Genomic DNA, 24,829 nt, shown 5'->3' on the forward strand with positions numbered 1-24,829 from the left:
CGTGCTCCGGAGATACCGATGACCGATCCGACCGATATCGCACCCTGCGTGCGCCCGCTGCGTTTCGACGCGGCACACCCCAGCTTCGCCGGTCATTTCCCGGGCCGGCCGATCGTCGCCGGCGTGCTGCTGCTCGAGGCCGCGGCCACCGCGCTGCGTGAATGGCGCGGACTCGTCGTGAGCCAGGTGATCGACGCCAAGTTCCTCGCGCCGCTCCTGCCTGATGAGGATGCCCATATCGAACTCGTCGCGGTGGACGCCGTCCGTTTCCGCTTCACGATCCGCCGGGCGGCGGAGGTCCTCGCGCGAGGCACGCTCGAGGGCATGGCATGAGTCACTGGAAGCAACGCGAAGGCGGCAGCCTGTTCGCCATCTGGCTGATTCGCACGATCGCACTGAGGCTCGGACGGGGCGTGGCCCGCGCGCTGCTCTATCCGATCGCCTTGTACTTCTTCCTGCGTCGTGCCGACGAACGCGCCGCCTCGCGTGCGTACCTGTCGCGCGTGCTGGGACGCCCCATCACCGGCTACGACGTCTTCCGCCATATCCACATGTTCGCCGCGACCCTGCTGGATCGCATGTTCTTCCTCGCCCATGGCGAACGCGATTTCGTCGTCGACGTGGAAGGCCTGGCCGATCTCGACCGTTGCATCGATGGTGGCCACGGCGTGCTGTTGATCGGTTCGCACCAGGGCAGTTTCGAAGCCCTGCGCGCGCTCGGCGCACGGCGGCCGGACGTGCCGTTGCGCGTCGTGCTCGACAAACAGAAGACTCCTGCGCTCACCACCGTCCTCGAAGCGCTCGCGCCGGAGGTCGGCGCGGCGGTGATCGACGCCTCTCGCGGCGGTGCCTCGGTCGCTCTGGCGATGGCCGAAGGGGCCGCCCAGGGCGGCATGGTCGCGCTGCTCGCCGACCGCGGACACCAGGGCGAGTCGATCTGCCGCGTGCCCTTCCTGGGCACGCCTGCGCCGTTTCCCGTGGGGCCGTGGCTGCTCGCGTCCGCGCTGAAGATTCCCGTGGTGTTGTGCATGGGCATCTATCTGGGCGGCAACCGTTACCGTCTGATCTTCGAAGCGTTCTCGGATGGCATCGACATTCCCCGCGCGCAGCGCGCGGTCGCTCTCGAAGCCGTCGTCGCCCGCTATGCCGCGCGCGTGGAGCACTATGCACGCCTGTATCCCTTCAACTGGTTCAATTTCTATGACTTCTGGCAAGAAACTGGCCCTGCTGACGAGCCTGCTGCTACCGCTCACGTGCCTCGCCACTCCGACGCCTGACACGGACGCCGCGAAGGCGCTGGTAGCGAGCCTCAACCGGCCCGCGGCCGCACGCACCTCGTTCGCCGAGGCGCGTTTCATGCGCGTGCTCGACAAGCCCCTGGTGGTCTCGGGCGAACTGGCCTGGCTCGGTGGCGATCGCCTGGAGCGCCGCGTCGACACGCCGATGAAGGAAACCTCCACGATCGCCGACGGCGAGGTCACCCAGGAACGCGAGGGCAAGAAGCCGCGAAGCTTCTCGCTGAAGCGCGCGCCGCAGTTGAAGGTGTTGCTCGACAGCTTCGTCGCGTTGCTCGCCGGCGATCCCTCACGGCTGGGCGAGTCCTTCGAGATCGCCCTGGGCCGCGACGCCGACCGCTGGCAATTGACCCTCACCCCGCGCGATCCACGGATCGCGAAGCAGATCGCCGCCATCCATGTGTACGGTAGCGGCAAGGTGCCGCGTTGCATGCGCATGGACGAGAGCGATGGCGACACCTCGATCGACCTGCTCGGCGAGCTCGCCACGAAGATGCCTGCCGAACCGACCCGCGAAGGACTCATCGCGCAGTGCGGCGGCGCGATGTGAAGGGCGCGCGCCTCGGCATCCTCGTCGCCTGGCTCGCCGCGCTCGCGGCCCTGGGCGCGATCGTCGCCACGCAACTGAAGGTGGGCACGGACCTGCGCAGCTTCATGCCGGCACCGACGACGCCGGACCAGAAGTTGCTCATGGACCAGGTCGGCGAAGGTCCCGGCTCGCGCCTGCTTCTCGTCGCGATCGACGGCGGCGACGATGCCGCCAAGGCCGCGTTGAGCCGGGGACTCGCCGCCGCCTTGCGCAAGGAGGCCGCCTTCACGCAGGTGGTCAATGGTGACTTCGACCTCGGCATGCTCGATACCCGCCTGATGCCTTACCGGTTCCTGCTGTCGCCGACACTCGATACGCAGGCGCTGGACGAGGACTATCTCGCCGACCAGCTGCAACAGCGCCTGGACGACCTGGGTTCGCCGGCGGCGACCTTGCTCAAGGGCCTGTTGCCGCGCGATCCCACGCTGGAAACCTTGAAGCTCGCCGAACGCTGGACCCCGGCACGCTCGCCGGAGGTGCGCGAAGGCGTCTGGTTCTCCTCCCGTGGCGAGGCGCTGTTGCTGGCGCAGACGCGCGGCGCCGGCTTCGATCCCGGTGCCCAGGACGAGGCGATCGGTCGCCTGCGCGCCGCCTTCGCGGCACTGCCGGACAGTGCCGGCTCGCACCTGACGATCAGCGGTCCGGGGTACTTCACGGTGGTGGTCAATGCGCAGACGCGCGACCAGGCCGACTGGATCGGCCGCATTTCCACCATCGGCTTCATCGTGTTGATGCTTGCCGCCTACCGCAGCGTGAGCAGCCTTCTTTTCGGCGCCTTGCCCGTGGCGACGGGCGCACTCGCCGGCATCGCGGTGATGACGCTGTGCTTCAGCGAGGTGCATGGCATCACATTGGCCTTCGGTTTCACCTTGCTCGGCGTGGCGCAGGAATACCCCATCCGCCTGCTCAGCCACCGCCGCGCGGGCGAGTCGGCCGTGGCGAGCGTGAAAGGCCTGTGGCCGCTCCTGCTGACCGCGATCGCGTCGGCGTGCATCGCCTACCTCGCGTTCTACGCTTCCGGCGTGGGTGGCCTGAAACAACTCGCCGTATTCACCATCATGGGCTTGCTGGCCGCGGGATTCACCACCCGTTATGCGCTGCCCTACCTCTTGCCCGCGCGCGCGCGCGATGTGGCCGATACGCCGGGACTGGCCCGCTTCCGTGGCTGGCTCGATGCCTTGCCGCGTCCGCGATGGCTGCCGATTCCCGTGGCGGCGGCCGCGGTGGCGATGCTTGCGTTCGCCCCCGGCCCGTTCTGGCAGAACGACCTGTCGGCGCTGACGCCTCTGCCGCGTGACCTGCTGATGACCGACGCGCGCCTGCGCGGCGAACTGGGCGCGCCGGATGTGCGTTACCTGCTGGTCGTGCAGGCACCGACGGCCGATGGCGTGCTCGCGGCGTCGGCGAAGCTCGAGCCGCGCCTGCGCGAACAGGTGGCGGCGAAGACGCTCGATGGGTTCGAGTTGCCTTCGATCTACCTGCCCGACCTGGCGACGCAGCGTGCGCGTCAGGCGAAGTTGCCGGACCGGGCGACGCTCGACGCGGCGCTGGATGGCGCGCTCGATGGCATGCCGTTCCGCAAGGACCTCTTCGCACCGTTCGTGGACGACGTGGAAACGGCGCGTGGCGCGCCCTTGCTTACGCCGGACGTGTTCGCCCGCTCGCCCCTCGGACAGCGGCTCGCGGCGATGCTGGTGCCACGCGGAGACCACTGGGTGGGTCTGTCGGCACTGAGCGGCGTACACGACGCGTCGGCCATCGCCGCAGCCGTCGCATCGGCTGGTGCGAACGCGCGCCTGCTCGATCTCAAGGACGCGTCCGAATCGCTGGTGGCGGAATACCGTACGCGGATACTGCACGCGCTGCTCGCGGCGACGTTGCTATTGCTCGTCACCATCACCCTGGCCCTGCGCAGCGTACGGCGTGCATGGCACGTGCTGGCGCCCATGACGCTGGCCACCTTCCTCGTGCTGGCCGTGGAACGCGTGGTGGGCATCCCCATATCGCTGTTCCACCTCGTCGCCCTGATCCTCGCCGCCGGCCTTGGCCTGCACTACGCCCTGTTCTTCGAGCGCGATACGGGCGATCCCGCCGAACAACGGCGTACCCTGCATGCGACCGTGGTATGCGTGATCTCCGCCTTGCTCGTGTTCGGCATGCTCGCGTGGTCGTCGATCCCCGTCTTGCGCGCCATCGGCCTCACGGTATCGCTCGGCGTCGCCTTCCATTTCTGTCTCTCCATCCTGATGGCACCGCATGCTCGCCAAGACCGACTTCATTGACCTGGTGCCCCACGCGGGCGACATGTGCCTGCTCGATGGCGTGCCGGCGTGGGATGCCTCGTCGATCCACGCGATCAGCACGAGCCATGTGTCGATGTCGCATCCGTTACGGGGTGAGGAAGGACTGCATGCCGTCCACCTTGCCGAATACGGAGCGCAGGCGATGGCCGTTCATGGCGCGTTGCTGGCACGCGAAGGAGGCGCGACGGAAGCCAAGCCGGGCATGCTGGTGAGTTTGCGTGGGGTGAAGCTGGCGGTGCAGCGTATCGACACGCTGGCGGGCGTGCTCGACGTGCATGCCGAGTGCCTGATCGCGGACGAGGGCGGTGCGCAGTACAGCTTTCGCATCGAGCACGAAGGGCGCGAGATCGCCTCTGGCCGCGCCGCGGTCATTCATCCGGCAGGATGACGGTCGGCCCGGAGGGGCTGCTTGAAAGGGGACTGATGAGGAGCCTGACCGCTACCCTCCGGGCCGACCAGGAGAGTCTGCGTGGCGGGCGTCTCACGGATCGCGACTGCGTCTCAGGCGACGCGGTCGAAGAGTTCCATGGGCGTGTCTTGCGCCCCGAGCAGGTGCTCGGCGCCTTCCCTGAGTGATGGGTGATCCACCGCGGCGCGTTCGACGATGCTCCCCGCCAGCGAACGCATCATGCGAACGTTCTCGCGCAAGCGGTAGGCGAGGGTCTCGTCGTCGAGGGTATCGTGCAACGTCGCGTTCATCGTGGCGAACCAGGTCAGGTCGCGCTGGTCCATCATGACCTTGCGATTGCGGCCTTCCGATACGGCGTGCCAGCGTTGGAAGAACGCCTGCATCCCGGTGTTGAGCTCGGCCGATGCCATCAGCTCGGGCCCCATGCGGGTGATGAACGCCGCGTCGCCCAGGCGTTCCTGGAAGACGATCTGGCAAAGCACGCCCCAGTAGTAGGCATAGTCCCAGATGACCTTGATCGGCAGCACTTCCGGATCGCCGAACAGGTTGTACTGCCCGCGATACATCCGCAGCGTACCTTCGTAGAACGAGAAGAACAGCCGTTCATAGTGACGCGCGTGCGCGTTCAACTGCTCACCTTGGCGATCCAGGCCGACCAGCAGCGTGATGTACGTATTGGCGATCGCGATGAAATCGCTGCCGGGCGAGTAGAACGGATCGAGGAACGCACCGGCCTCACCCGTGAGGCCCCAGCGATCGGGCGAGAACATCCTCGCGCAGCCGTAGGAAAAATGCCGGAAGAAGGCGAAGTCGAGCAGTTTGTCGCGCCGGCTGGCCACGTGGCGTGCGACGACGGGCTGGTGCTCCTGGAGCCACTCCAGGGCGAGGTCGAAGGTCTTCATCGTTTCCAGCGGATGCATCGACGCGTCCGCCACGATGCCGACCGAATGGGCGCCTGAGGACAAGGGAATCAGCCAGACCCAATAACCGGGGCCACACAGATGGTTCGTCGAGCGCCAGCGCTCCGGCGGCTCGCAGCGGCCTTTCCACGCGGCGTCGTCGCACCAGCCATCGATCTCGAGCCTGTCGTCGATGCGGAACCATACGGCGTTGGCGTGATGGCCATTGTCGCGGGTGAGATCGAGCTTGCGGCGCATCAGCCCGGCACGGCCCGAGGCATCGAGCAGCCAGCGCGCCTGCAAGTCGCCGGTGCCGGTGGCCGTCTCGAAACGAACGGTATGTGGCTGGGTGCCGGCACCGATGTCGAAGCCTCTTACCGTGACGCCTTCGCGAAAGTCGATGCCGCGGCGGCAGGCCTCGTCGCCAAGGAAGTTTTCCAGGATGCCGCGGTCGATCTGGTAACTCGGCGTCGGCAGGACGGCGCTCACGCCCAGTTCGGTCACGTCGGCAAGGTCGTCCCGCCCTTCGGAAAAGAAGAAGCGGAAGCCGAACTTGCGGATATGCGCGTCCTCGAGATGCGCGCGCAGTCCCAGCGTGTCCGCGAAGTAGTGCGCGGCGATCTCGACGGTGGACTCGCCCACCTTGTGTGCCGCCACGGGCAGCGGACGAGCCTGCCGCTCGAGCACGACGATGTCCATGTCGGGATAGGCGCCCTTCAGTTGCAGGGCCAGGGTGAGCCCGGCAAGGCCCCCTCCAAGGATGACGGCGTCGTGTGGCGTGCGATCCATCGTTTCGACCTCGTGCGTGGTTGCCCGAATCAGTATGCCGTGTGCCCTGCTTCCCGTTCCTGGATGATCGTAGGCTTCGCACGTGAACGGCGATAGCTGGCGATGGCGTTTCCGTAGTGGATGATCCGGCCGATCGTATAGAGCGTGATCCGGCTCACGTCGCGTACCGGGCTGAAATGGCTCAGCCGGAATTCCCCCTGGTAACGCGAAGCGATAGGCACCGAGACCACGTCGATGCCGCGTTCACGGCAGGCGGTGATGAGGACGGCGGCCTCGAAGACGAAATGTTCCGCCGGCAGGTCGACCAGGTCCAGCGTCTCCCTCGGATACAGCCGCTGCCCACTCTGTGTATCCGCGATCGCTCGTCCACAGGCCCAGGAAATGCCCCAGTCCGCCACGGCATTGGCACGGCGCCGCCCTGGCGGCTGTTGTTCGCGTTGCAGCAGGCGCGCACCGATGACGATGCTGCCGGGGTAGCGGCGGCTCGCCGCGAGCATGGCGGGGATATCGGAGGCGAGATGCTGACCATCGCCGTCCATGGTGACCACGGCATCGTAGCCGCGGCGGAGAGCCTCGCGAAAACCGCTACGCAAGGCTTCGCCCTTGCCGCGACGTGTTTCATGGCGGAGCAGGGTCACCGGCATCGCACCGACGATGTCGGGGGTACGATCGTCGGAGCCGTCGTCGACGACGATTACGGGAAGGCCTAGCGCGAGCGCATCCGTGACGACCCTGCCGATGGCGCGCTCTTCGTTGAGGCACGGGATCAGGATGCAGTAGCGCGGCTCGGAGGCACTCACGCGGCAACCTCCACGTCGATATGGAGATCGAGTCCGTTCGCGGCCGGCAAACGCAAGGCGGTGGACCGGGTCAGCGCGAGGGCGCGCATGAGGATGATGGAGCGCGCCGATGGATTGCTCGCGGCGATACCGTCCAGCCAGGGGTCGCCCAGGGCCTCGCTGCCGCTGTTACCGGGCTCGGGCGTGATGGCGAGCCGTACCGCGGCACCGTCGGCCCGTGGCGACAGCACGAGCGCCACCGCGAACGGTCCCGTGGTGCTGGTCATGCCGCCGAGGGGACCGGTGCCCGCGATATCGTAGCTGGCCAGCAACACGTCCTGGTCGTCGGCCACGGCAAGCGTGGCGGCTTCGAGCAAGCCGGCGCCGAAGACGTCTTCACCACCGGATATCGCGCTGGAACTGGCGTGGCAGTGCGTGGCGATGGTCCAGTAGCCGGCCGGCGCGTTGTGCACGGAATTATGGAAACGCGTGGGCGACAGTTCCGCGGGCGCACGGGCCAGTGTGTCGCACATGTAATCGGTGATGACCTGGTCGCCGTGGGCGGAGGCGAACACGCAGGGCAGGGTGGCCGCATCGAGGCCGCTCATGCGTATCGCCTGCCCGGCCACGGCCACGGCCAGCAATACGCTTTCGGGTGCGCGGCGGCGCTCGTTCGGTGGCAGGGCGTCAGCCATCGGCCGCTCGGTGGCGGCAGGGGAGGCGCCGCCGGTGACGATGTCCCGGAACGCATGCCAGTCCGACGCGCCCGGCGCCCACAAGCCGATGCCCTTCACCCAGACCGACAGCGCGGCGCTCATGCGGCGTGTCCTGCATGGGCGAAGGCGAGGCAAGCGTTGTTGCCGCCGAAGCCGAAGGAGTTGCTCAGCGCGATGCGGATGTCCCGCGTTTCGGTTCGCCACGCCATCTGCGGTCCGCATAGCGGGTCCGGCTCGTTCGCACCGAGGTTGCCCGGGACACGTCCGTCGCGCATGGCGAGCAAGGTAAGCACCGTTTCGAGGATGCCGGCGGCGCCCAGCGTGTGGCCGGTGAAACCCTTGGTGGAACTGGCCCGCGTATCGGCCGGAAAGGTGCGTGCCACGAGCGCGGCCTCGACTTCGTCGTTCTTCTGGCTCGCCGTGCCGTGCAGGTTGATGTAGTCGACATCGCCCGGGGCGATGCCTGCGCGCGCCAATGCATCGCGCAATGCCAGTTCGGCGCCGAGGCCGTCCGGATGCGGCGTGGACATGTGGTGTGCGTCGCTGGCTTCGCCATAGCCGATCAGGAGCGGTGCATCGTTCGGTTCCGTCACCCGTTCCAGGATGGCGAAACCGGCGGCTTCGCCGATCGAGATGCCGTTGCGTCGCGCATCGAACGGCCGGCAGGGGTCGGGCGATACCAGCTCGAGCGAGTTGAAGCCAAACAGCACGCTATCGCACAGGCTGTCGGTACCGCCGACGATGGCGGCGTCGACGAGGCCCAACCGGATCATCCGTTCCGCGTTGGCGAATACTTTCGCGCTCGACGAGCACGCGGTGGCGACGGTGAGGCACGGTCCTTCCAGTTCGAACGCGGCGGCGACGAAGCCGGCGAGCGAATGGGGCGTATGCAGCACCGGGCGGTGCAGGTCGGCGGGCATGCGTCCGTGGTCGAGACGCCGGTAGCCTTCCTCGGTGGCGCCGATGCTCGCGGTCGAGGTGCCAAGCAAGATGGCGACCCGGCCGCTGCCGTAGCGCTCGCGCGTGGCGCGCACGGCGTCGGCGAAGCCGTCCTGGCGGAGGGCCAGCCAGGCCAGCCGGTTATTGCGGCAATCCCAGTCGGACAGTCCGGCGGGAAGCGGCTCTTCCTCCACGCCGGCCACGCGGCCTATCCAGCAGTCGAGCGGGGCGACACTGAAATCGTTGGGCGACAGGCCGCCGCGTGAGGCGGCGAGGGCATCGGCGTGGGCCTGGAGGCCGCGGCCGAGGGCGGAGGTGGCGGTGTACGCGCGGATGGCGAGCGGAGGCATGGGATGGGGCATGCGGCGAGCCTATCCTTTTTGATCGATAGCGTCGCGTGAACGTGGACGGGCGTTCAGGCGATTGCACGGTGCGCCCGGAATACGCAGACTGCGCGTCTCCCCGGGATCGTCCCCATGTCCGGTATCCAAGCACCCAAAATCCTGCGCCGCGGTGTCTGGCGGTACCTGAGTGACCGCGACATCCTCCTCGCGGCGCTGGTGACCGCGATCGCTTTCGTGGGCAGCCTCGGCCTGCTGTACGCCGCGCACCTGGCGCGTGTCTGCTGGCTGGCGGGCCGCAGCCCGGCACGGGTGGCCGAGCGCAGGACCATGCTCGTCTTCGGCCGGCGCCTCGTCGACGACAACCCGGAAACCGATTTCATCGGGCGCCTTGCCCGCGTGCGGGAACATGCGTTGGTCGGGAAGGCCGAGCGCGTGCTCCTGCTCGGCGGTTTCAGCGGGGGAACGATGAGCGAGGCGGACGCCGGCGAGCGCTGGTTGTTGGCCGAGGGATGGCCGCCGGACGTGCCGATGTTGCTGGAGCAGGTCTCCATCGATTCCCTGGAGAACCTGCGCCACGCGCGGGTGTTGTTGCGTGAGCGCGACGATGTTCCCTTGCCGCGGGTCTGGTTGGTCACGAGCCGCTATCACCTCGCCCGTTGCCTCTATCTCGCCCACCGCCTGGGCTTCGATGCCGGTCCCCTCGCGGCGGAAGAACGCTTGCCGCTGACCCGGCGTTATCTCGCGAGGATACTGATGGAGGCCGGGTACCTCATGTGGATCGATACGGGCATGCGCTGGGCCGCCTTGACCGGCAACCGGCGTATGGCCGACCGCATCTCCTGATGCGTCGGTTCCACGCGGCGGCGTGCCGCAGCAGGCTCGTCGCCGCGTCTTGCTAAGCTCCGCTACATTCCCTACCCGTAAGAGGCCACGCCTTCCATGTCCGGACAAGCCGACCTTGCCGAATCGTTCCTGCGCGGCCTGCAGGACCGCATCTGTGCCGCCATCGAAGCGGTCGACGGGACGGCTCGTTTCGAAGAGGACGCGTGGACGCGCCTCGCTGGCGGTGGCGGGCGCACGCGCGTCCTTCGCGACGGCGGGATCTTCGAACAGGCGGGCGTCAATTTTTCACGGGTGTCCGGATCGCCCCTGCCACCCAGCGCCACGGCGCACCGGCCGGACCTGGTCGGCGGCAGTTTCATCGCGACCGGCGTGTCGCTCGTCTTGCATCCGCGCAACCCGTATATCCCCACCACCCATGCGAACGTGCGGTACTTCGAGGCCTCCAAGGAAGGCGCCGAGCCCGTCTGGTGGTTCGGCGGCGGATTCGACCTCACGCCCTTTTATCCGTTCGACGAGGACGTGCGCCATTGGCACGGCGTGGCGAAAGATCTCTGCGAGCCGTACGGCGACGACGTGTACGCGCGCTACAAGCGCTGGTGCGACGAGTACTTTTATCTGAAGCACCGGGGGGAGACACGCGGTGTCGGCGGGCTGTTCTACGACGACCTCAACGAGGGTGGTTTCGACCGCTGCATGGACTTCACCCGCGACGTCGGCGAGGGCTTCCTCGATGCCTACCTGCCCATCGTGGAGCGCCGCCGCGAGATGCCCTGGGGCGAACGTGAGCGCGAATTCCAGTTGTACCGCCGCGGCCGCTACGTGGAATTCAATCTCGTCTACGATCGCGGCACGCTGTTCGGTCTGCAATCCGGGGGGCGTACCGAATCGATCCTGATGAGCCTGCCGCCGCGCGTGCGTTTCGAATACGCCTATGCGCCGGAAGCCGACAGTCCCGAAGCGCGGCTGCAGGAATACCTGAAGCCGCGCGATTGGATCTGATGGCGCTTACGGCGCGCTGCCCGAGAACTTCTTCGCGGTGGCACCTTCGATCTTGCCGACCGTCGCGGAATCGCTGATGTAGAGGTCGACGTCGCGCTCGAAGGTGAGCGAGCCCTGCACGACGGCATGCGGGCCGATCACGATCTTCGGCTTGCGGTCGTTGTTGTTGAACCAGCTCATCGAAGGCTTCTTCACGAGCAGGCCGCCCTCGACCTTGGAGCCTTCGCCGATGGTGACATCGGCGTTGACCGTCTCGATGCCACCACCCACGTGCGCCTGCTCCAGCGAGATCTCGCCATTGACGTTCGACAGGTGGCCCTTGATGTCGGCGCCGCGATCGAGTCGCACCTTGCCGTTCACCGTCTCCACCTCGTCGGTGACCCTGGCCTGCTCATGCAGCGTGACGGAGCCGTTAACCGTCTTCAGGACCGCGGCCGTGGCGGACTCGCCGAGCTCGACCGCGCCGTTGACGGTGCTGGCCTTCTGCACGACCGCGCGGTCGCCGATGCGGACCGAGCCGTTGACCGAATGGACGTCGCCGGCGTGCTGGCCGGCCTCGACCGTGGCGCTGCCGTTGACCTTGCTGATGTCGTCGTCGGCCAGGGCCGCGCCGGAAACGGAAAGGGCGATGAGCAGGGAAATCAGGGTACGGCGCATGTGTGGTACTCCACGGGTGGACTGGACCCCTAGGATGCACCTGAACAGGCGAAGGTTTAGCGTGACTGACGGCACGGGGGGCGTGGAGGGCACCCGGCGAAGTTGACGGGTCCCGGTGCAGGTTCCACCATCGGATTTTTCCTTTCCCACGTTGGATGCCATGTACAAGCTCGTCATGATCCGTCACGGCCAGTCGGCCTGGAACCTCGAGAACCGCTTCAGCGGTTGGGCCGATGTCGACCTCAGCGAACAGGGCGTCGCCGAGGCCCGCGAAGCCGGGCGCCTGCTCAAGGAAGCCGGCTTCACCTTCGACCTGGCCCATACCTCCTACCTCAAGCGCGCGGTGCGTACGCTCTGGCACGTGCAGGACGAGATGGACCTGATGTGGATCCCGGTGGTCACCGACTGGCGGCTCAACGAACGTCATTACGGCGCCCTGACCGGCCTCAACAAGGCCGAGACCGCCGCCAAGTACGGCAACGAGCAGGTGCATGTCTGGCGCCGCAGCTACGACACCCCACCGCCGCCGCTGGAGCCGGGCGCGAAATCCTTCGCCGACGACGGCCGCTACGAGGGCATCGATGTCCCGCTGACGGAATGCCTGAAGGACACCGTGGCCCGTGTGCTGCCTTATTGGGACGAGGTGCTGGCGCCGGCCATCCGCGCGGGCAACAACGTGCTGATGGCCGCGCACGGCAATTCCATGCGCGCGTTGGTGAAGTACTTCGACGGGATATCCGACGACGATATCGCCGAACTGAACATTCCCAACGGCATCCCCCTGGTCTACGAATTCGACGCCGACCTCAAGCCCGTGAATCACTACTACCTGGGCGACCAGGCGGAGATCGAGGCCAAGATGGCCGCCGTGGCGAACCAGGGCAAGGCCAAGTAAGACGCCGGCCGGGGCCCGTGAGGGAGGAGGGTGACATCCGTCACCCTCGATGGGTCACAACCGCCCCTCGAACCCTGATGGCGGCTCGCTAAGCTAGCCTCACACCGACCAACCGAGGCCCACGCCATGCTGGCTCCATCCGCCATTCCCCTGATCGTCGCCCCGCTGATGGCCTTCGCCATCTATCGCCGTGTCCGTGGAAGCTTCGGCAGGCAGCCGATCCGCACGAAGCGGATGACCGTCCGGGTCGTCATGTTCGCCGTCATCGTGGGCCTGATGATGCTCTCCGGCCTGCAGGACATCCGGCTCGCCGAGGGTGCCTTGGGCGGGGCGGCGATCGGTGCTTCCCTGGCCCTCCTGGTCGGCCTGCGCCTGACCCGGTTCGAGCAGGGCAGCGACGGTACCGACTTCTACATACCCAATCCCTGGGTCGGAGGCGTGTTGTCGGCCCTGCTGCTCGGGCGGCTGGCCTGGCGGTTCCTGGTGCTCGCCCCCGCGTTCGCCAGCGGTACCGCCGCGGCCGCGCCGGGACCGGCCCCGGGAAACAGCCCGCTGACGATGCTGGTGGTGGGCCTGACCGTGGGTTATTACCTGGCCTACTACGCTGGCGTCTTGATCCATCACCGCCGCCACAAGCGGCAGTGGCAGGCGGCCTGATGCCGCCCGGGGCGCCCTCGGTCAGAGGGCGTCGTTGTCCAGTTCGCCGGTGCGGATCCGCACCACCTGGTCCAGCGGGCTGACGAAGATCTTGCCGTCGCCGATCTTGCCCGTCCGCGCCGCCTGCTGGATCGCTTCGACCACCCGCTCGATCTGCTCGTCGGCCACGGCGACCTCCAGCTTGATCTTGGGCAGGAAGTCGACCACGTACTCGGCGCCCCGATAGAGCTCGGTATGGCCTTTCTGCCGGCCGAAACCCTTCACTTCCGTCACCGTCACCCCCTGGACGCCCACGTCGGCGAGGGCCTCGCGGACGTCGTCCAGCTTGAACGGCTTGATGATGGCGACCACCAGCTTCATGTATGACTCCTCGGGGCGCGGCCGGCCGCCGGCGCGCGAAAGACCATTGTGCCATCCGGGTCCCGGATCGTCTCCATACGGTGGCTTGTAGGAAAAACCCTACACGACGTGTGGGCGAACGCCTATAGCGCCTACAATTCCATCACTTAGAATTCATCCACGACATCGAGGTGCGCAAGATGGATGTGCAGGGTATCGATCAACTCGCACAGCGGTTGGCATCGTTGGTTCCGCCAGGGTTGGCGCAAGCGCGTGAGGACATGCAGGCCAACTTCAAAGACATTCTGGCGCAGGGACTTCGCCGCCTCGATCTCGTAACCCGCGAAGAATTCGATGTTCAGAACCAGGTTCTGGCTCGTACGCGCGAAAGGCTGGAAGCCTTGGAACAACGGCTTGCAGAGCTCGAAGCAAGCACGCAGCACGGCCAATAGGAAGGCCACAGGTCCCGGGACCGCCCCCGATCCGTCACCCTCACCCCGAGAGCGGTCGGGGGCGGTTATTTTCCCAGCGAACGCAAGGGAGTGCGTATGCGAACCGGATCCCCTCAGGATCATGAACGGTCGCGTTCTCGCGCGATTCGTTACCGGTTACGATATTCGTCGTCATGAGCCTCGCCGTCACCCTTTCGCGCGCGCAGGAAGGTGTCACGGCGCCCCAGGTGGTCGTCGAAGTCCACCTCTCCGGCGGTTTGCCATCCACCTCCATCGTCGGCCTGCCTGAAGCGGCGGTCCGTGAAGCGCGCGATCGCGTGCGCGTGGCGATCCAGAACACCGCCTTCGAATACCCCAACCGCCGCATCACGGTGAACCTCGCTCCGGCGGAGTTGCCGAAAGACGGTGGCCGCTTCGATCTCGCCATCGCCCTCGGCATCCTTGCGGCCGGGTCCCAGGTGCCGCGCGAGCGTCTCGACGATTGTGAATTCCTGGGCGAGCTCGCCCTTTCCGGCGAGCTTCGTGCCGTCCCGGGCATCCTCCCGGCCCTGATCCGCGCTCGCCGCTGCGGCCGCCGCATCGTGGTGCCGCGTGCGAATGCCGCCGAGGCCGCGCTCATCGGGGAGGGCGACGTCCTCCTTGCCGACAGCCTTGCCGAGGTGTGCGCCTGGCTGAGCGGCCACACGGACCTCACCGCGCCCGCGGCCGCCGACTTCTACGACATGCCGACCTGTGGCCCGGACATGCGCGATGTGCGTGGCCAGTACCAGGCGCGACGCGCCCTGGAGATCGCCGCCGCGGGCCGCCATCATCTGTTGCTGATCGGGCCACCGGGCACGGGCAAGACCATGCTCGCGGAACGCCTGCCCGGCATCCTTCCGCCGATGACGGAATCCGAGGCGCTGGAAAGTTGCGCCGTCCGCTCATTGTCGGGCGACGAGATCGATCCCGGTTGCTGGCGCCGGCGTCCGTTCCGGTCGCCGCACCACACGGCATCGGGCGTGGCGCTCGTGGGCGGCGGCTCGTCGCCGCGCCCCGGCGAGATATCACTTGCGCACAACGGCGTGCTGTTCCTCGATGAGCTTCCCGAATTCAGCCGGCATGTCCTCGAGGTGTTGCGGGAGCCATTGGAGTCGGGGCAAATCGTCATTTCACGCGCCGCGCGGCAATCGACTTTCCCGGCGGAGTTCCAACTCGTCGCAGCGATGAATCCCTGTCCCTGCGGCTACGCGGGCGATCCCCTGCATGAATGCCGTTGCACGCCGGACCAGGTGCAGCGTTACCGTGGCCGCATCTCCGGTCCGCTGCTCGATCGCATCGATCTTTGCGTGGAAGTGCCGCGCGTCGCCATCGTGGAACTTTCGTCCGCCCCCGGCCCTCATGACGACGACAGCGCCACGGTGCGGCAGCGTGTGATCAAGGCGCGCGAGAAAGCCTTGCTGCGCGCCGGCCAGCCGAATTCCGAATTGAGCGTGGTCAACCTCGAACGCGATTGCGCACTGCCTTCGGCGGAGCGCGAGTGGTTGGAAAGTGCGCTGGACAAACTCGGCGCGTCCGCGCGTGCTTATCACCGCATCTTGCGCGTGGCGCGGACGATCGCGGATATCGAGGGTGGCAGTGGCTGCGTTGAGCAGGCGCATCTGGCGGAAGCGTTGCATTACCGGCGGTTCTGATACGGTCGGTAACGCGTGTGCCTCACGGGGACGGCTTACGTTTGAATGCCCGGTCCTTAAAGCGCACGCCCATCTATCGAGTGGATGTGTGGTTCGAGGGAGGAGACATATTTGACCACTTTCCGGAAGAGCGCGGTCCGCCAGATCGAATCGTCGCCAAATAAGAAGTGCGTGGCGATGCATTGCAAGCTCGAGGCCAAGACTCCCCCGTAAGAGTTAATACTTATTTCATGTACTGACGGGTTGACAAATAGTGGGGTCGAGCGGAGAATTCTGTACCAGGCGGTTCTCTAATGGGCTGCCCGCCCCGTCCCGGTGTTGGATACCCCTCCCTCCCCCCGCTCCAACACCGGGACCCGGCCTTTCTTCTTTCGGCATTCCACCCGTTGCCCGGATCGGCCCGCCTCCTTGGCGCTGGCCGATTTTTACTTTCTGGCCTGCTCTCAGGCTGCCGAGGCGGGATGGAACTGCTCTTCCTCGGTCGACCCGCTGAGTGCCGAAAGCGAACTCAGGGAGCCCGAGATCACCTGGTTCACCGTGTCGAAATACCCGGTACCGACCTCGCGCTGGTGCTTGGCGGCCGTGTATCCGTCCTTCTCCGCCGCGAATTCCGCTTCCTGCAACTCGACGTAGGCTGCCATCTGGCGATCACGGTAGCCGCGTGCCAGCTGGAACATCGAATAGTTGAGCGCGTGGAAGCCGGCAAGGGTGATGAACTGGAAGGCGTAGCCCATCTCGCCCAACTGCTTCTGGAAAGTGGCGATGGTTTTTTCGTCCAGGTTCTTCTTCCAGTTGAAGCTCGGTGAACAGTTGTAGGCAAGCTTCTTGCCGGGGAACTTCGCATGGATGGCATCGGCGAAGCGGCGCGCCTGTTCCATGTCCGGCGTCGCGGTCTCGCACCAGATCAGGTCCGCGTACGGTGCATAGGCCAGCCCACGACTGATTGCCTGCTCGATGCCCTGCTGGCTCTCATAGAAGCCTTCGACCGTGCGCTTGCCGGTGAGGAAGGGTTTGTCGTAATCGTCGACATCCGAGGTAACCAAACCTGCACCCATCGCGTCGGTACGCGCCACGATCAGCGTGGGCACGCCCGCCACGTCGGCGGCCAGACGGGCGGCGACCAGTTTCTGCACCGCTTCCTGCGTCGGCACCAGCACCTTGCCACCCATGTGACCGCACTTCTTCGCGCTGGCGAGCTGGTCCTCGAAATGCACGCCGGCGGCACCGGCCTCGATCATGTGGGTCATCAACTCGTACGCGTTCAACACGCCGCCGAAGCCCGCTTCCGCGTCCGCGACGATCGGCACGAGCCAATCGATGTTGTCCTTGCCTTCGGCATGGTGGATCTGGTCGGCGCGCAAGAGGGTCTTATTGATCTTGCGGACGACGTTGGGCACCGAGTCGACCGGATACAGCGACTGGTCGGGATACATCGTACCCGCCGTGTTCGCGTCGGCGGCCACCTGCCAGCCGGACAGGTAGATGGCCTGCAATCCAGCCTTCACCTGCTGCATCGCCTGGTTGCCCGTCAGCGCACCGAGTGCGTTGACGTAGGGTTTGTCGTGGATGGAACGCCACAGTCGCTCGGCCCCGCGCCGGGCAAGCGTGTACTCGACCTGGACCGTGCCGCGCAGGCGGATCACGTCCTCGGCGGTGTAGGGGCGCTCGACATTGCTCCAGCGTTCGTTGTTCTTCCAATCGAGCGTGATCTGTTCGGCGGTATGCGTCTTCATCGTAGGGCTCCGTGGAAAGAAGGCTTCAAGCCAGGTGTTCGTAGGCGGGCAGGGTGAGGAAGTCGCGTAGTTCGTCGGCATGGGTGAGCGCGGAGATCAGCGCTGCGGCTTCCTCCGCGCGACCGGCACCAGGTTGGCTGCTTTCGCGCAGGCGATGGCAATGCGTCGCCAGGGCGTGGTCGAACAAGGCCATGTCGATGTGCGCGTGATCACTGAACTCCAGCGGGCCGTGATGCAGCCATTGCCACAACTGCGCGCGGGCGATCTCGGCGGTGGCGGCGTCTTCCATCAGGTGGTGGATCGGCACGCAGCCGAGGCCTTCCAGCCAGGCGGCGGTGTAGCGCAGGCACACCTCGACGTTGTTATCGAAACCTTGCCGCGTGATCGTGCCGATGGCGGGTGCGATCAAGGCGTCGCGGGTCACCTCGACATCCTCGCGCAGCACATGCAACTGGTTCGGTGTCGGCATGTGCTCGTCGAAGATCGCCTGCGCGATGGGAACCAGGGCCGGGTGTGCCACCCATGTGCCGTCGTGGCCGGCGGTGACTTCGCGCAGCTTGTCCGCGCGAACCTTCGCCATCGCCGCCTCGTTCGCCGCCTCGTCGCCGCGGATCGGTATCTGTGCGGCCATGCCGCCCATCGCGAACGCACCGCGGCGGTGACAGGTGCGGATCAGCAACTCCGAGTACGCCTTGAGGAAGGGCACGGTCATCACGACTTGCCCACGTTCGGGGAGCAGGCGGTCGGGATGGTTACGGAACGTCTTGAGGTAGGAAAAGATGTAGTCCCAACGCCCGCAGTTGAGGCCGACGACGCGATCGCGCAACGCGTGCAGGATCTCGTCCATCTGGAATACGGCAGGCAATGTTTCGATGAGCACCGTGGCCTTCATCGTTCCGTAGGGAAGGCCCAGCTCCGCCTCCGCGTGGGACATCACGTCATTCCACAGCGTGGCTTCCTCCATGCTCTGCAGCTTCGGCAGGTAGAAGTAGGGGCCGCGGTCACGCTCGTGGAGCGTAGTCGCGTTATGGAACGCGTACAGGCCGAAATCCACCAGGGCACCGGCGACCACGTCGCCGTCGACTTCCGCGTGGCGCTCCGGCAGGTGCCAACCCCGCGGACGCACCACCAGCACGGCGGGGTCCTTGCCTACGCGATACACCTTTCCTTCGGTGTTGGTGAACTCGATGCTGCCGTCCACTGCGTCGCGAAGGTTGCGCTGACCGTCCATCTGGTTGGCCCAGGTAGGGGCGCTCGAATCCTCGAAGTCCGCCATGAACACCCTGGCGCCGGAGTTCAGCGCGTTGATGATCATCTTGCGTTCGACCGGTCCCGTGATTTCCACGCGGCGATCGCGGAGTGCAGGAGGGATGGGAGCGACTGACCAGTCGCCTTCTCGAATGGCCACGGTATCCGCGCGGAAGTCCGGCAACTCGCCAGCGTCGTACCGCTGCTGCCGGGCCACCCGTTCCGCCAGAAGGGCGAGGCGGCGGCCGTCGAAGCGGCGATGGAGTCCGGCCACGAAAGTGATGGCGGCGGGGGTCAGGATGTCGCTGTAGGCGCCGCTCTCGTCGCCGAAGCGGATGCCGGCCTGCGGGTCGATCGCGATCTTGGGAACTGCCATGGGAATGAGCCTCCGGACGTGGGTCTGGTATCCACGCTAGGCCCGGGGCTATGCTTTTGACAAAGCATATGTTTCAAAGAGAAGCATTAACAATGTTAATGAATATGGTAAATACTTGAACAAGTTGGAGTTATCGGTGGCAAAGAAGCTGAATACCACCAGTGAAAAGGCCACGAAGCGCTCGCGCGGCGACAAGACGCGGGCTACCGACTCTGGAAGCGATACCGCCGCCCGCTTCTACTACAAGGGCAACCGCCTGAAGCAGTTGCGGGCTTTCGTCTACATCACGCGGTTGGGCACCCTCAGCCGTGCCGCGGAGGCGCTGTTCCTGTCTCAGCCATCCGTGAGCTTGCAGCTGAAGGCGCTAGAGCGGGAATTGGGAGCTCCGCTCCTGGAACGAACCCGCCGTCGCGTCACCCTTACCGACGCCGGAGAGGCGCTCTACGAAATGGCCCGTCCGCTTGTCGAAGGTCTCGAGAACCTGGATCGCGAGTTCCACACGAAGACTCGCGGTTCCCAAGGCGGGAAGCTCACCGTGGCGGCGGGCTCGTCCACCATCCAATACCTGCTGCCCGAACTGGTGAAGGCCTACCGCGAGCGTCACCCGTCGGTGCACCTGCAACTGGCCAACGTCACGGGCAAGGACGGCCTTGCCTTGTTGCGCGCGGACGAAGCGGACATCGCCATCGGCTCGATGCTCGATGTGCCGAACGACATCGCATGGGCACCGGTGTATCACTACGACCCGATGCTGATCATGCCACCGGATCATCCGCTCGCCGCGCTCGACAACATCCGCCTGGAGGACCTCTCACCGTACGGGTTGATCCTTCCGCCCCAGCGGCTGACCACGTTTCGACTGGTCGACATGGTGTTCCAGCAACGGCACGTGCCCTACACCGTGGCGATCGAGGTAGGTGGCTGGGACGTGATCAAACAGTACGTGGCGATGGGACTGGGCATATCCATCGTCACAGGCATCTGCATCACGGAAGCCGACCGTGAGCGCCTGGCCGTACGCAACCTGCGCCAGTTCTTTCCCCAGCGCAGCTATGGTGTCGTCATGCGCAAGGGCAAGTTCCTCAGCCCCGAGGCGCGTGCGTTCATCGACCTGATTCGTCCCGGTTTGCTGACGCATCGCGATTACGACGAGTCGGGGCATTCGGAACGCTGACTCTTATGCATAGATATCAATCGGGCGTATTCCCTTGATGGCCGCCGCCAGATAATTCAGGCCACGGGCACTCATTGCAAACTCCGCGTACAACCGTTCAGGACTGAAGTCCGCTTGTTCACGCGACATGGCTTTCGCAACGGTAAGACCTTGGCGTACCTCGTCCAAAAAATTGAACGGAAGATCTGGCCCGGGCTTACCATGAACATCGAGTGTGAATTCCTTGATTTTGTCTAACGCGGTCCTGGACATCAGGCCCTCTTTACGAAGTGCCGAAGCGATTACAACCAATTCCGAAGGACGCACGCGCGTCAGATCCATTTGCTTGAGCGACTGCTTCACCGGACCAGGAAGACTCCACGAAAGACGCACCGGGTCACAGCGATGCTGGCCGACCTTGCCAAGTACGTCGACTTTCGCTGGCGGAGTATCAAATCGACCGAGCCATGACGGAATGATCATGAAACGCACTCGCTAAAAGTGGATAGCGAGCGTCCCGTATAGAACAGTCAGGTGCTGTCAGGAATGTGCAGCGTGTCGAGTAGTTGAAGTACTAAAAGCTATCTCGCCTTTCTTCCCCGTGGGGTTGGTGCGTCAGAACATCAAACGCCGCGGTGCTTCCCGCGATACCCGGCGAACAGCGCACGAATGGAGGCGAGATCGACCTCGATGTCCGCACTGGCATTCACCAGCGGTCCCACCGTGAACGTCTTCGTCGGATAATCGATGAAGACGGTCTGGATAGGCACGTCGGCAGCACGGGCGATGCGAAGGAAGCCGGACTTCCACTGCTTCACTGCCTTGCGTGTTCCCTCGGGTGCGATGCCCAGCCACATCTTGTCGTGCGTGGCGAAACGCTCGACCATCTGGTCCACGACGTTCGTCGCCGCGGAGCGGTCGATGGGGATCATGCCGAGGCGGCGCACGATGGGGCCGAACGGGCCGTTGAGAACCTCGCGCTTGATCATCACGCCCAGGTCGAGGCCGATCGCCGATTTCATCAGCAGGCCCCACACGCCGTCCCAATAAGACGAATGCGGTGCGCCGATAAGCACGACCTTGGGCAGGTTGGGCAACTCGCCGACGAGGCGCCATCCACTCAGGCCGATCGCCCAGCGGCAGGAGCGTTTCCACAGCGAGTCGGGCAGTGACGGCACCTGGGGCGGAAGTCGCTCGGGAACCCCGATCACTCGTGGCTCCAGTCGCGCGACCGCGTGCGCTTCACCTGGCCGCGCTGGGTCTTGCCGGTGAGCCGTCGTTCCTTGGATGCGCGCGTCGGTTTCGTCGCCACGCGCTTCTTCGCCACGACCGTGGCCTCGCGCACGATATCCGCGAGACGGTCGCGGGCGTCGTCACGGTTGCGTGCCTGGTCGCGGAACCGCCGTGCCTGGATGACCAGGACGCCGGCGTCGGTCATGCGGCGGTCGCGGCGTGCCAGCAGGCGGGCGCGGACCTCATCGGGGAGCGAGGGGGAGCCGGCCACGTCGAAGCGCAACTCCACCGCGCTTTCGGTGCGGTTGACATGCTGCCCGCCAGGGCCGTCGGCACGCGTGAAGCGCTCGATCAACTCGGCGTCGGGAATGGCGATGGAGGGAGTGACGATGAGCATGGCGGGACGAAGTCTAGCAGCGGTACGGCGCCTGGCATGCTGCGGCGCGATTTTACAGGGCGTCGCGCCAGTTCGCGAAGGCGTCGGTCCATGCGAAGCGCTGAAGCAGCTTGAGCCATGTCTCGTCCAGGCCGGCTTGCAGCGTCACCGGCCTGCCATCCACCGGATGCGTGAACGACAGGGCGGTGGCGTGCAACAGCAGCCGGCGCGAGGCGAAGTGTTGCTTGAAAAGCCGGTTGTGATCGCCGCGTCCATGCTGGCTGTCGCCGACGATCGGATGATGGATGTGGGCGAAGTGCTTGCGGATCTGCCGGAACCGGCCCGTACGCGGCTCCGCCGCCGCGAGTGCATAGCGTTGCTTTTCGTAGCGCCCCAGCGGAATGTCGACCTCGACCGTGGCAAGGCGTCGATAGTCGGTGCTGGCATCACGCCGTGGGCCGGTATCGCGCGAACCGGGCAGGGGGTAGTCCACCGTCCCTTCCTCCGGCTCCGGCCACCCACGCACCACGGCGAGGTAGCGCTTGCGCACGCTGCGGCCCATGAATTGTTCGCCGAGTTGGCCCGCCACTTCGGGAGAGCGCGCGACCAGGAGCACGCCGGAGGTGGCACGGTCGAGGCGATGCGCCAGGTGCAGGCGTCCCTCCACCTGCTCGCGCAGAAGATCGATCAGGAAGGCATCGTCCGGACCCACGAACTTCGAGCGGTGCACGGCCAGGTTCGCGGGTTTGTTGACGGCGACGATGTCGTCGTCCTGGTAGAGGATCTCGAGCACGGCGGTCAGGGAGTGCGACGCGGCCAGCCGGCAGCGAAGGAGGTGAGCCCCGCCACTCCGGCGACCACGGCTGGCCACATGCCGCGCGGCGCGAGCGTCCCGACCAGGGCGGCGGAAACCAGGAGCGTGGCGCCCAGCAAGCTACAGGCCACGAGCCGGCGCATCCGCCGCGCGTCTTCGCGAGCCACGGCCAGCGCCAGGGGATCGGCCACCTGTCGATGCTCGCCACTGGCCACCTGGCGCAGGGCGTCGCGCACCAGTTCCGGCATGCGTGGCGCGCTGTGGACCCATTCCGGCAGGCGGCGCCGCACGTCGCGCAGCGTGGCGCGCATGCTGTAACGCTCGCGCAGGATGCGCCGCAAGACCGGGTGCGCCACGGCCCAGATGTCGATTTCCGGGTCGAGCATGCGTCCCACGCCCTCGATGTTGAGCAGGGTCTTCTGCAACAGGATCAGTTGCGGCTGCAGCGTGAGTTCGAAACGTCGGGCGGTCTGGAACAGCTTCACGACGAGTTCCGCGATGGAGATCTGCGCGAGCGGCCGGGTGAAATACGGTTCGCACACCGTGCGCACGGCTGCTTCGAGTTCATCGATGCGGACGGTGGCCGGCATCCATCCCGCCGCCACGTGCAGTTGCGCGATGCGCGCGTAATCCCGCTCGAACAGCGCGATGAAGTTCTCAGCGAGCCAGTACTGGTCCGCTTCCGGCAGGGAGCCCATGATGCCGAAGTCGAGCGCGATGAAGCGTGGCTCGTCCACGCGCGACGTGTCGACCCAGATGTTGCCGGGATGCGCGTCGGCGTGGAAGAAGTTGTCGCGGAAGACTTGCTCGTAGAACAAGCGGACGCCCTTGGCGGCGAGGCGCTTGCGGTCGAGACCGGCCTCGTCGATCGCGACGACGTCGTCCGCGCTCACGCCGTGCACGCGCTCCAGCGTGAGTACGCGTTCCGTGCTGAAGTCCCAATGCACTTCCGGCACGTAGAGATCGACACCACTGGCGAAGTTGCGCCGCAGCAGGCTGGCGCTCGCGCCTTCACGCTGGAGGTCGAGCTCGTTCGAGAGCATCTTCTCCACTTCGGCGACGACTTCGAGCGGACGGATCTTGTCCGCGTTCGGATGCCAGCGCTGGGCCAGCCCGCCGAGTGCGTGCAGCAGGTCGACATCGCGGGCGATGCGCTTGTCGATACCGGGACGCAGCACCTTCACCACGACCTCGCGGCCGTCGTGCAAGGTGGCCGCGTGCACCTGGGCGATCGAAGCGGACGCCAGCGCGACCTCGTCGAACGAGGCATACAGCACGGTGACCGGCGCCTTGAGTTCGCGCTCGACGATGGCGCGCGCTTCGGTGCCGGGAAAGGGCGGCACCTGGTCCTGCAACAGCGCGAGTTCATCGGCGACATCGGCCGGCACGAGATCGCGGCGCGTCGACAGTACCTGACCAGCCTTCACGAAGATCGGGCCGAGCTCGGTGAGCGCGAGTCGCAGGCGCGCGCCACGCGGCAGGCTGCGCACGTCGGCGGAGGGTTTCGGGAAAAGCGGCCGGACCAGCTTCAGGGGGCGGAAGAGATGGGCTCCGTCGACGAGTTCGTCGAGCTGATACTTCAGCAGGACCGCGGCGACGCGCAGCAGGCGGGGAACGAGCCGCAGCGACGTCATGCGCCGCGTCCCTTCAAGGCGCGCTCCAGGCGCGCAAGGCGTGCTTCCGCGCGCTCGGCACGTTCACGGATGGTATCCACCCCATCGAGGAAGACGTCCATCTCGGCGGGCGCCACCGCCACGCGGCCTTCGTCGCGCAGCCAGTCCGCGGCGTCTTCCGTGAGATGGGCGGCGGACTCGCGGGCATGGCCGAGTGCCTCGCGCATGGCCTTCGCCAATGGCACGCCGATCACGTCGCCGAAGGTTTTCGCGAATGCCTCCTCGACATCGGGCGCGTACTGCCGCGCCAGGCGTTCGAGCCGGCGGGCCAGCTCGGCGTCACCCGCGATGTCCACCTTGCCGGGTGCCACGCCGTCGTCGTCGCGGCGCAAGGCCATGGCCAGCAAGCTGCCGGGCGACGCGGTGACCCGGAGACTGCCACCGTCCTCCGGCGGGCCGACCCGGAGGCCGCCCTTCTCGACGGAGATGCGCAGGGCCAGCCCCGGTCCCGTGAGGTACACCTGGACGCTGCGGCCATCGAGCACGTCGAGGCGTGCCCGGGTGTCCGGGTCGAGGTCCACGGCGCGGTTGAGCGCGGACTCCATGGCTCGTCCGGCGAGGACGCGCAGCGGGCGGGGCAGGAAGCGGTTGGGGCCGGCGTCGGCCGCAGGGCGATCGGAGGTCATGCGCCGGATTGTAGCTTGCC

General features: G+C 66.3%; 26 protein-coding genes. 12 read left to right on the forward strand and 14 right to left on the reverse strand.

The features are described 5' to 3' along the window. Window positions 1–18: 18 nt before the first annotated feature. From AB6730_RS11040 to AB6730_RS11060, 5 genes are read left to right on the forward strand one after another with little or no spacing between them, the layout of a single operon-like run. On the forward strand, window positions 19–333 hold the full coding sequence (locus AB6730_RS11040) for a hydroxymyristoyl-ACP dehydratase (RefSeq protein WP_371023651.1): 315 nt from the start codon (window positions 19–21) through the stop codon (window positions 331–333). Then, window positions 330–1,277, forward strand: a complete 948-nt coding sequence (locus AB6730_RS11045; RefSeq protein ID WP_371023652.1) for an acyltransferase — start codon at window positions 330–332, stop codon at window positions 1,275–1,277. Before AB6730_RS11040 ends, AB6730_RS11045 begins: the two co-directional genes overlap by 4 nt. Next, window positions 1,201–1,845 carry a LolA-related protein gene (locus tag AB6730_RS11050; protein ID WP_371023653.1) on the forward strand — a complete coding sequence of 215 codons (645 nt, stop codon included), beginning with the start codon at window positions 1,201–1,203 and terminating at the stop codon, window positions 1,843–1,845. The genes AB6730_RS11045 and AB6730_RS11050 overlap by 77 nt, the downstream gene beginning before the upstream one ends. Continuing rightward, a complete protein-coding gene (locus AB6730_RS11055) occupies window positions 1,827–4,166 on the forward strand; it encodes an MMPL family transporter (protein WP_371023654.1) in 2,340 nt (779 codons plus the stop codon). The genes AB6730_RS11050 and AB6730_RS11055 overlap by 19 nt, the downstream gene beginning before the upstream one ends. After that, window positions 4,141–4,575, forward strand: coding sequence for a phosphotransferase (locus tag AB6730_RS11060; protein WP_371023655.1), 435 nt, complete (start codon window positions 4,141–4,143; stop codon window positions 4,573–4,575). Before AB6730_RS11055 ends, AB6730_RS11060 begins: the two co-directional genes overlap by 26 nt. A gap of 113 nt (window positions 4,576–4,688) precedes the next feature. Here AB6730_RS11060 and AB6730_RS11065 read toward each other — a convergent pair whose 3' ends face one another. From AB6730_RS11065 to AB6730_RS11080, 4 genes are read right to left on the reverse strand one after another with little or no spacing between them, the layout of a single operon-like run. Continuing rightward, a complete protein-coding gene (locus AB6730_RS11065) occupies window positions 4,689–6,284 on the reverse strand; it encodes an NAD(P)/FAD-dependent oxidoreductase (protein WP_371023656.1) in 1,596 nt (531 codons plus the stop codon). 29 nt (window positions 6,285–6,313) lie between these two features. Further along, window positions 6,314–7,084 carry a glycosyltransferase family 2 protein gene (locus AB6730_RS11070; protein WP_371023657.1) on the reverse strand — a complete coding sequence of 257 codons (771 nt, stop codon included), beginning with the start codon at window positions 7,082–7,084 and terminating at the stop codon, window positions 6,314–6,316. Beyond that, window positions 7,081–7,881, reverse strand: coding sequence for a beta-ketoacyl synthase chain length factor (locus AB6730_RS11075; protein WP_371023658.1), 801 nt, complete (start codon window positions 7,879–7,881; stop codon window positions 7,081–7,083). Before AB6730_RS11075 ends, AB6730_RS11070 begins: the two co-directional genes overlap by 4 nt. Beyond that, a complete protein-coding gene (locus AB6730_RS11080) occupies window positions 7,878–9,080 on the reverse strand; it encodes a beta-ketoacyl-[acyl-carrier-protein] synthase family protein (protein ID WP_371023659.1) in 1,203 nt (400 codons plus the stop codon). The genes AB6730_RS11075 and AB6730_RS11080 overlap by 4 nt, the downstream gene beginning before the upstream one ends. A gap of 114 nt (window positions 9,081–9,194) precedes the next feature. On the opposite strand from AB6730_RS11080, the gene AB6730_RS11085 reads away from it, so the two are divergent. After that, window positions 9,195–9,905, forward strand: a complete 711-nt coding sequence (locus AB6730_RS11085) for an ElyC/SanA/YdcF family protein (RefSeq protein ID WP_371023660.1) — start codon at window positions 9,195–9,197, stop codon at window positions 9,903–9,905. A gap of 96 nt (window positions 9,906–10,001) precedes the next feature. Further along, window positions 10,002–10,904, forward strand: a complete 903-nt coding sequence (gene hemF, locus AB6730_RS11090; protein ID WP_371023661.1) for an oxygen-dependent coproporphyrinogen oxidase — start codon at window positions 10,002–10,004, stop codon at window positions 10,902–10,904. 6 nt (window positions 10,905–10,910) lie between these two features. Here the strand turns inward: hemF and AB6730_RS11095 are convergent, their stop codons facing one another. Then, complete coding sequence (locus AB6730_RS11095) at window positions 10,911–11,561, reverse strand: hypothetical protein (RefSeq protein WP_371023662.1); 651 nt, start codon at window positions 11,559–11,561, stop codon at window positions 10,911–10,913. 160 nt (window positions 11,562–11,721) lie between these two features. On the opposite strand from AB6730_RS11095, the gene gpmA reads away from it, so the two are divergent. After that, complete coding sequence (gene gpmA, locus AB6730_RS11100) at window positions 11,722–12,456, forward strand: 2,3-diphosphoglycerate-dependent phosphoglycerate mutase (RefSeq protein WP_371023663.1); 735 nt, start codon at window positions 11,722–11,724, stop codon at window positions 12,454–12,456. A gap of 126 nt (window positions 12,457–12,582) precedes the next feature. After that, complete coding sequence (locus tag AB6730_RS11105) at window positions 12,583–13,113, forward strand: DUF1453 domain-containing protein (protein ID WP_371023664.1); 531 nt, start codon at window positions 12,583–12,585, stop codon at window positions 13,111–13,113. 21 nt (window positions 13,114–13,134) lie between these two features. On the opposite strand, the gene glnK is transcribed toward AB6730_RS11105, so the two are convergent. Next, window positions 13,135–13,473 (reverse strand): P-II family nitrogen regulator, encoded by a 339-nt coding sequence (gene glnK / locus AB6730_RS11110; protein ID WP_371023665.1) that lies wholly within the window; start codon window positions 13,471–13,473, stop codon window positions 13,135–13,137. Window positions 13,474–13,652: 179 nt separating this feature from the next. Here glnK and AB6730_RS11115 point away from each other — a divergent pair, with 179 nt between their 5' ends. Both AB6730_RS11115 and AB6730_RS11120 read left to right on the forward strand, forming a co-directional pair. Further along, entirely contained in the window at window positions 13,653–13,904 is a 252-nt protein-coding gene (locus AB6730_RS11115) for an accessory factor UbiK family protein (RefSeq protein ID WP_371023701.1), read from the forward strand. 173 nt (window positions 13,905–14,077) lie between these two features. Further along, window positions 14,078–15,577, forward strand: coding sequence for a YifB family Mg chelatase-like AAA ATPase (locus AB6730_RS11120; RefSeq protein ID WP_371023666.1), 1,500 nt, complete (start codon window positions 14,078–14,080; stop codon window positions 15,575–15,577). Between the two features lie 443 nt (window positions 15,578–16,020). On the opposite strand, the gene aceA is transcribed toward AB6730_RS11120, so the two are convergent. Further along, window positions 16,021–17,310, reverse strand: a complete 1,290-nt coding sequence (gene aceA / locus AB6730_RS11125) for an isocitrate lyase (RefSeq protein WP_371023667.1) — start codon at window positions 17,308–17,310, stop codon at window positions 16,021–16,023. 25 nt (window positions 17,311–17,335) lie between these two features. Next, complete coding sequence (gene aceB, locus AB6730_RS11130) at window positions 17,336–18,934, reverse strand: malate synthase A (RefSeq protein ID WP_371023668.1); 1,599 nt, start codon at window positions 18,932–18,934, stop codon at window positions 17,336–17,338. Window positions 18,935–19,190: 256 nt separating this feature from the next. Here aceB and AB6730_RS11135 point away from each other — a divergent pair, with 256 nt between their 5' ends. Next, entirely contained in the window at window positions 19,191–20,108 is a 918-nt protein-coding gene (locus AB6730_RS11135; RefSeq protein ID WP_371023702.1) for a LysR family transcriptional regulator, read from the forward strand. Between the two features lie 3 nt (window positions 20,109–20,111). Here AB6730_RS11135 and AB6730_RS11140 read toward each other — a convergent pair whose 3' ends face one another. From AB6730_RS11140 to AB6730_RS11165, 6 genes are all read right to left on the reverse strand, one after another. Beyond that, window positions 20,112–20,570 (reverse strand): hypothetical protein, encoded by a 459-nt coding sequence (locus AB6730_RS11140; protein WP_371023669.1) that lies wholly within the window; start codon window positions 20,568–20,570, stop codon window positions 20,112–20,114. A 140-nt stretch (window positions 20,571–20,710) separates the two neighbouring features. Then, entirely contained in the window at window positions 20,711–21,298 is a 588-nt protein-coding gene (locus AB6730_RS11145) for a 1-acyl-sn-glycerol-3-phosphate acyltransferase (protein ID WP_371023670.1), read from the reverse strand. Continuing rightward, on the reverse strand, window positions 21,295–21,717 hold the full coding sequence (arfB, locus tag AB6730_RS11150; RefSeq protein ID WP_371023671.1) for an alternative ribosome rescue aminoacyl-tRNA hydrolase ArfB: 423 nt from the start codon (window positions 21,715–21,717) through the stop codon (window positions 21,295–21,297). Before arfB ends, AB6730_RS11145 begins: the two co-directional genes overlap by 4 nt. Window positions 21,718–21,769: 52 nt before the next feature. Next, a complete protein-coding gene (locus AB6730_RS11155) occupies window positions 21,770–22,489 on the reverse strand; it encodes a pseudouridine synthase (protein WP_371023672.1) in 720 nt (239 codons plus the stop codon). 5 nt (window positions 22,490–22,494) lie between these two features. After that, window positions 22,495–24,144: a ubiquinone biosynthesis regulatory protein kinase UbiB gene (ubiB, locus tag AB6730_RS11160; protein WP_371023673.1), complete on the reverse strand. Its 1,650-nt coding sequence runs from the start codon at window positions 24,142–24,144 to the stop codon at window positions 22,495–22,497. Continuing rightward, window positions 24,141–24,809 carry an SCP2 domain-containing protein gene (locus AB6730_RS11165; protein ID WP_371023674.1) on the reverse strand — a complete coding sequence of 223 codons (669 nt, stop codon included), beginning with the start codon at window positions 24,807–24,809 and terminating at the stop codon, window positions 24,141–24,143. The genes ubiB and AB6730_RS11165 overlap by 4 nt, the downstream gene beginning before the upstream one ends. Window positions 24,810–24,829: the final 20 nt, after the last annotated feature.

It is taken from the genome of Luteibacter sp. RCC_6_2, from assembly GCF_041360655.1.
Classification (GTDB): Bacteria; Pseudomonadota; Gammaproteobacteria; order Xanthomonadales; family Rhodanobacteraceae; genus Luteibacter.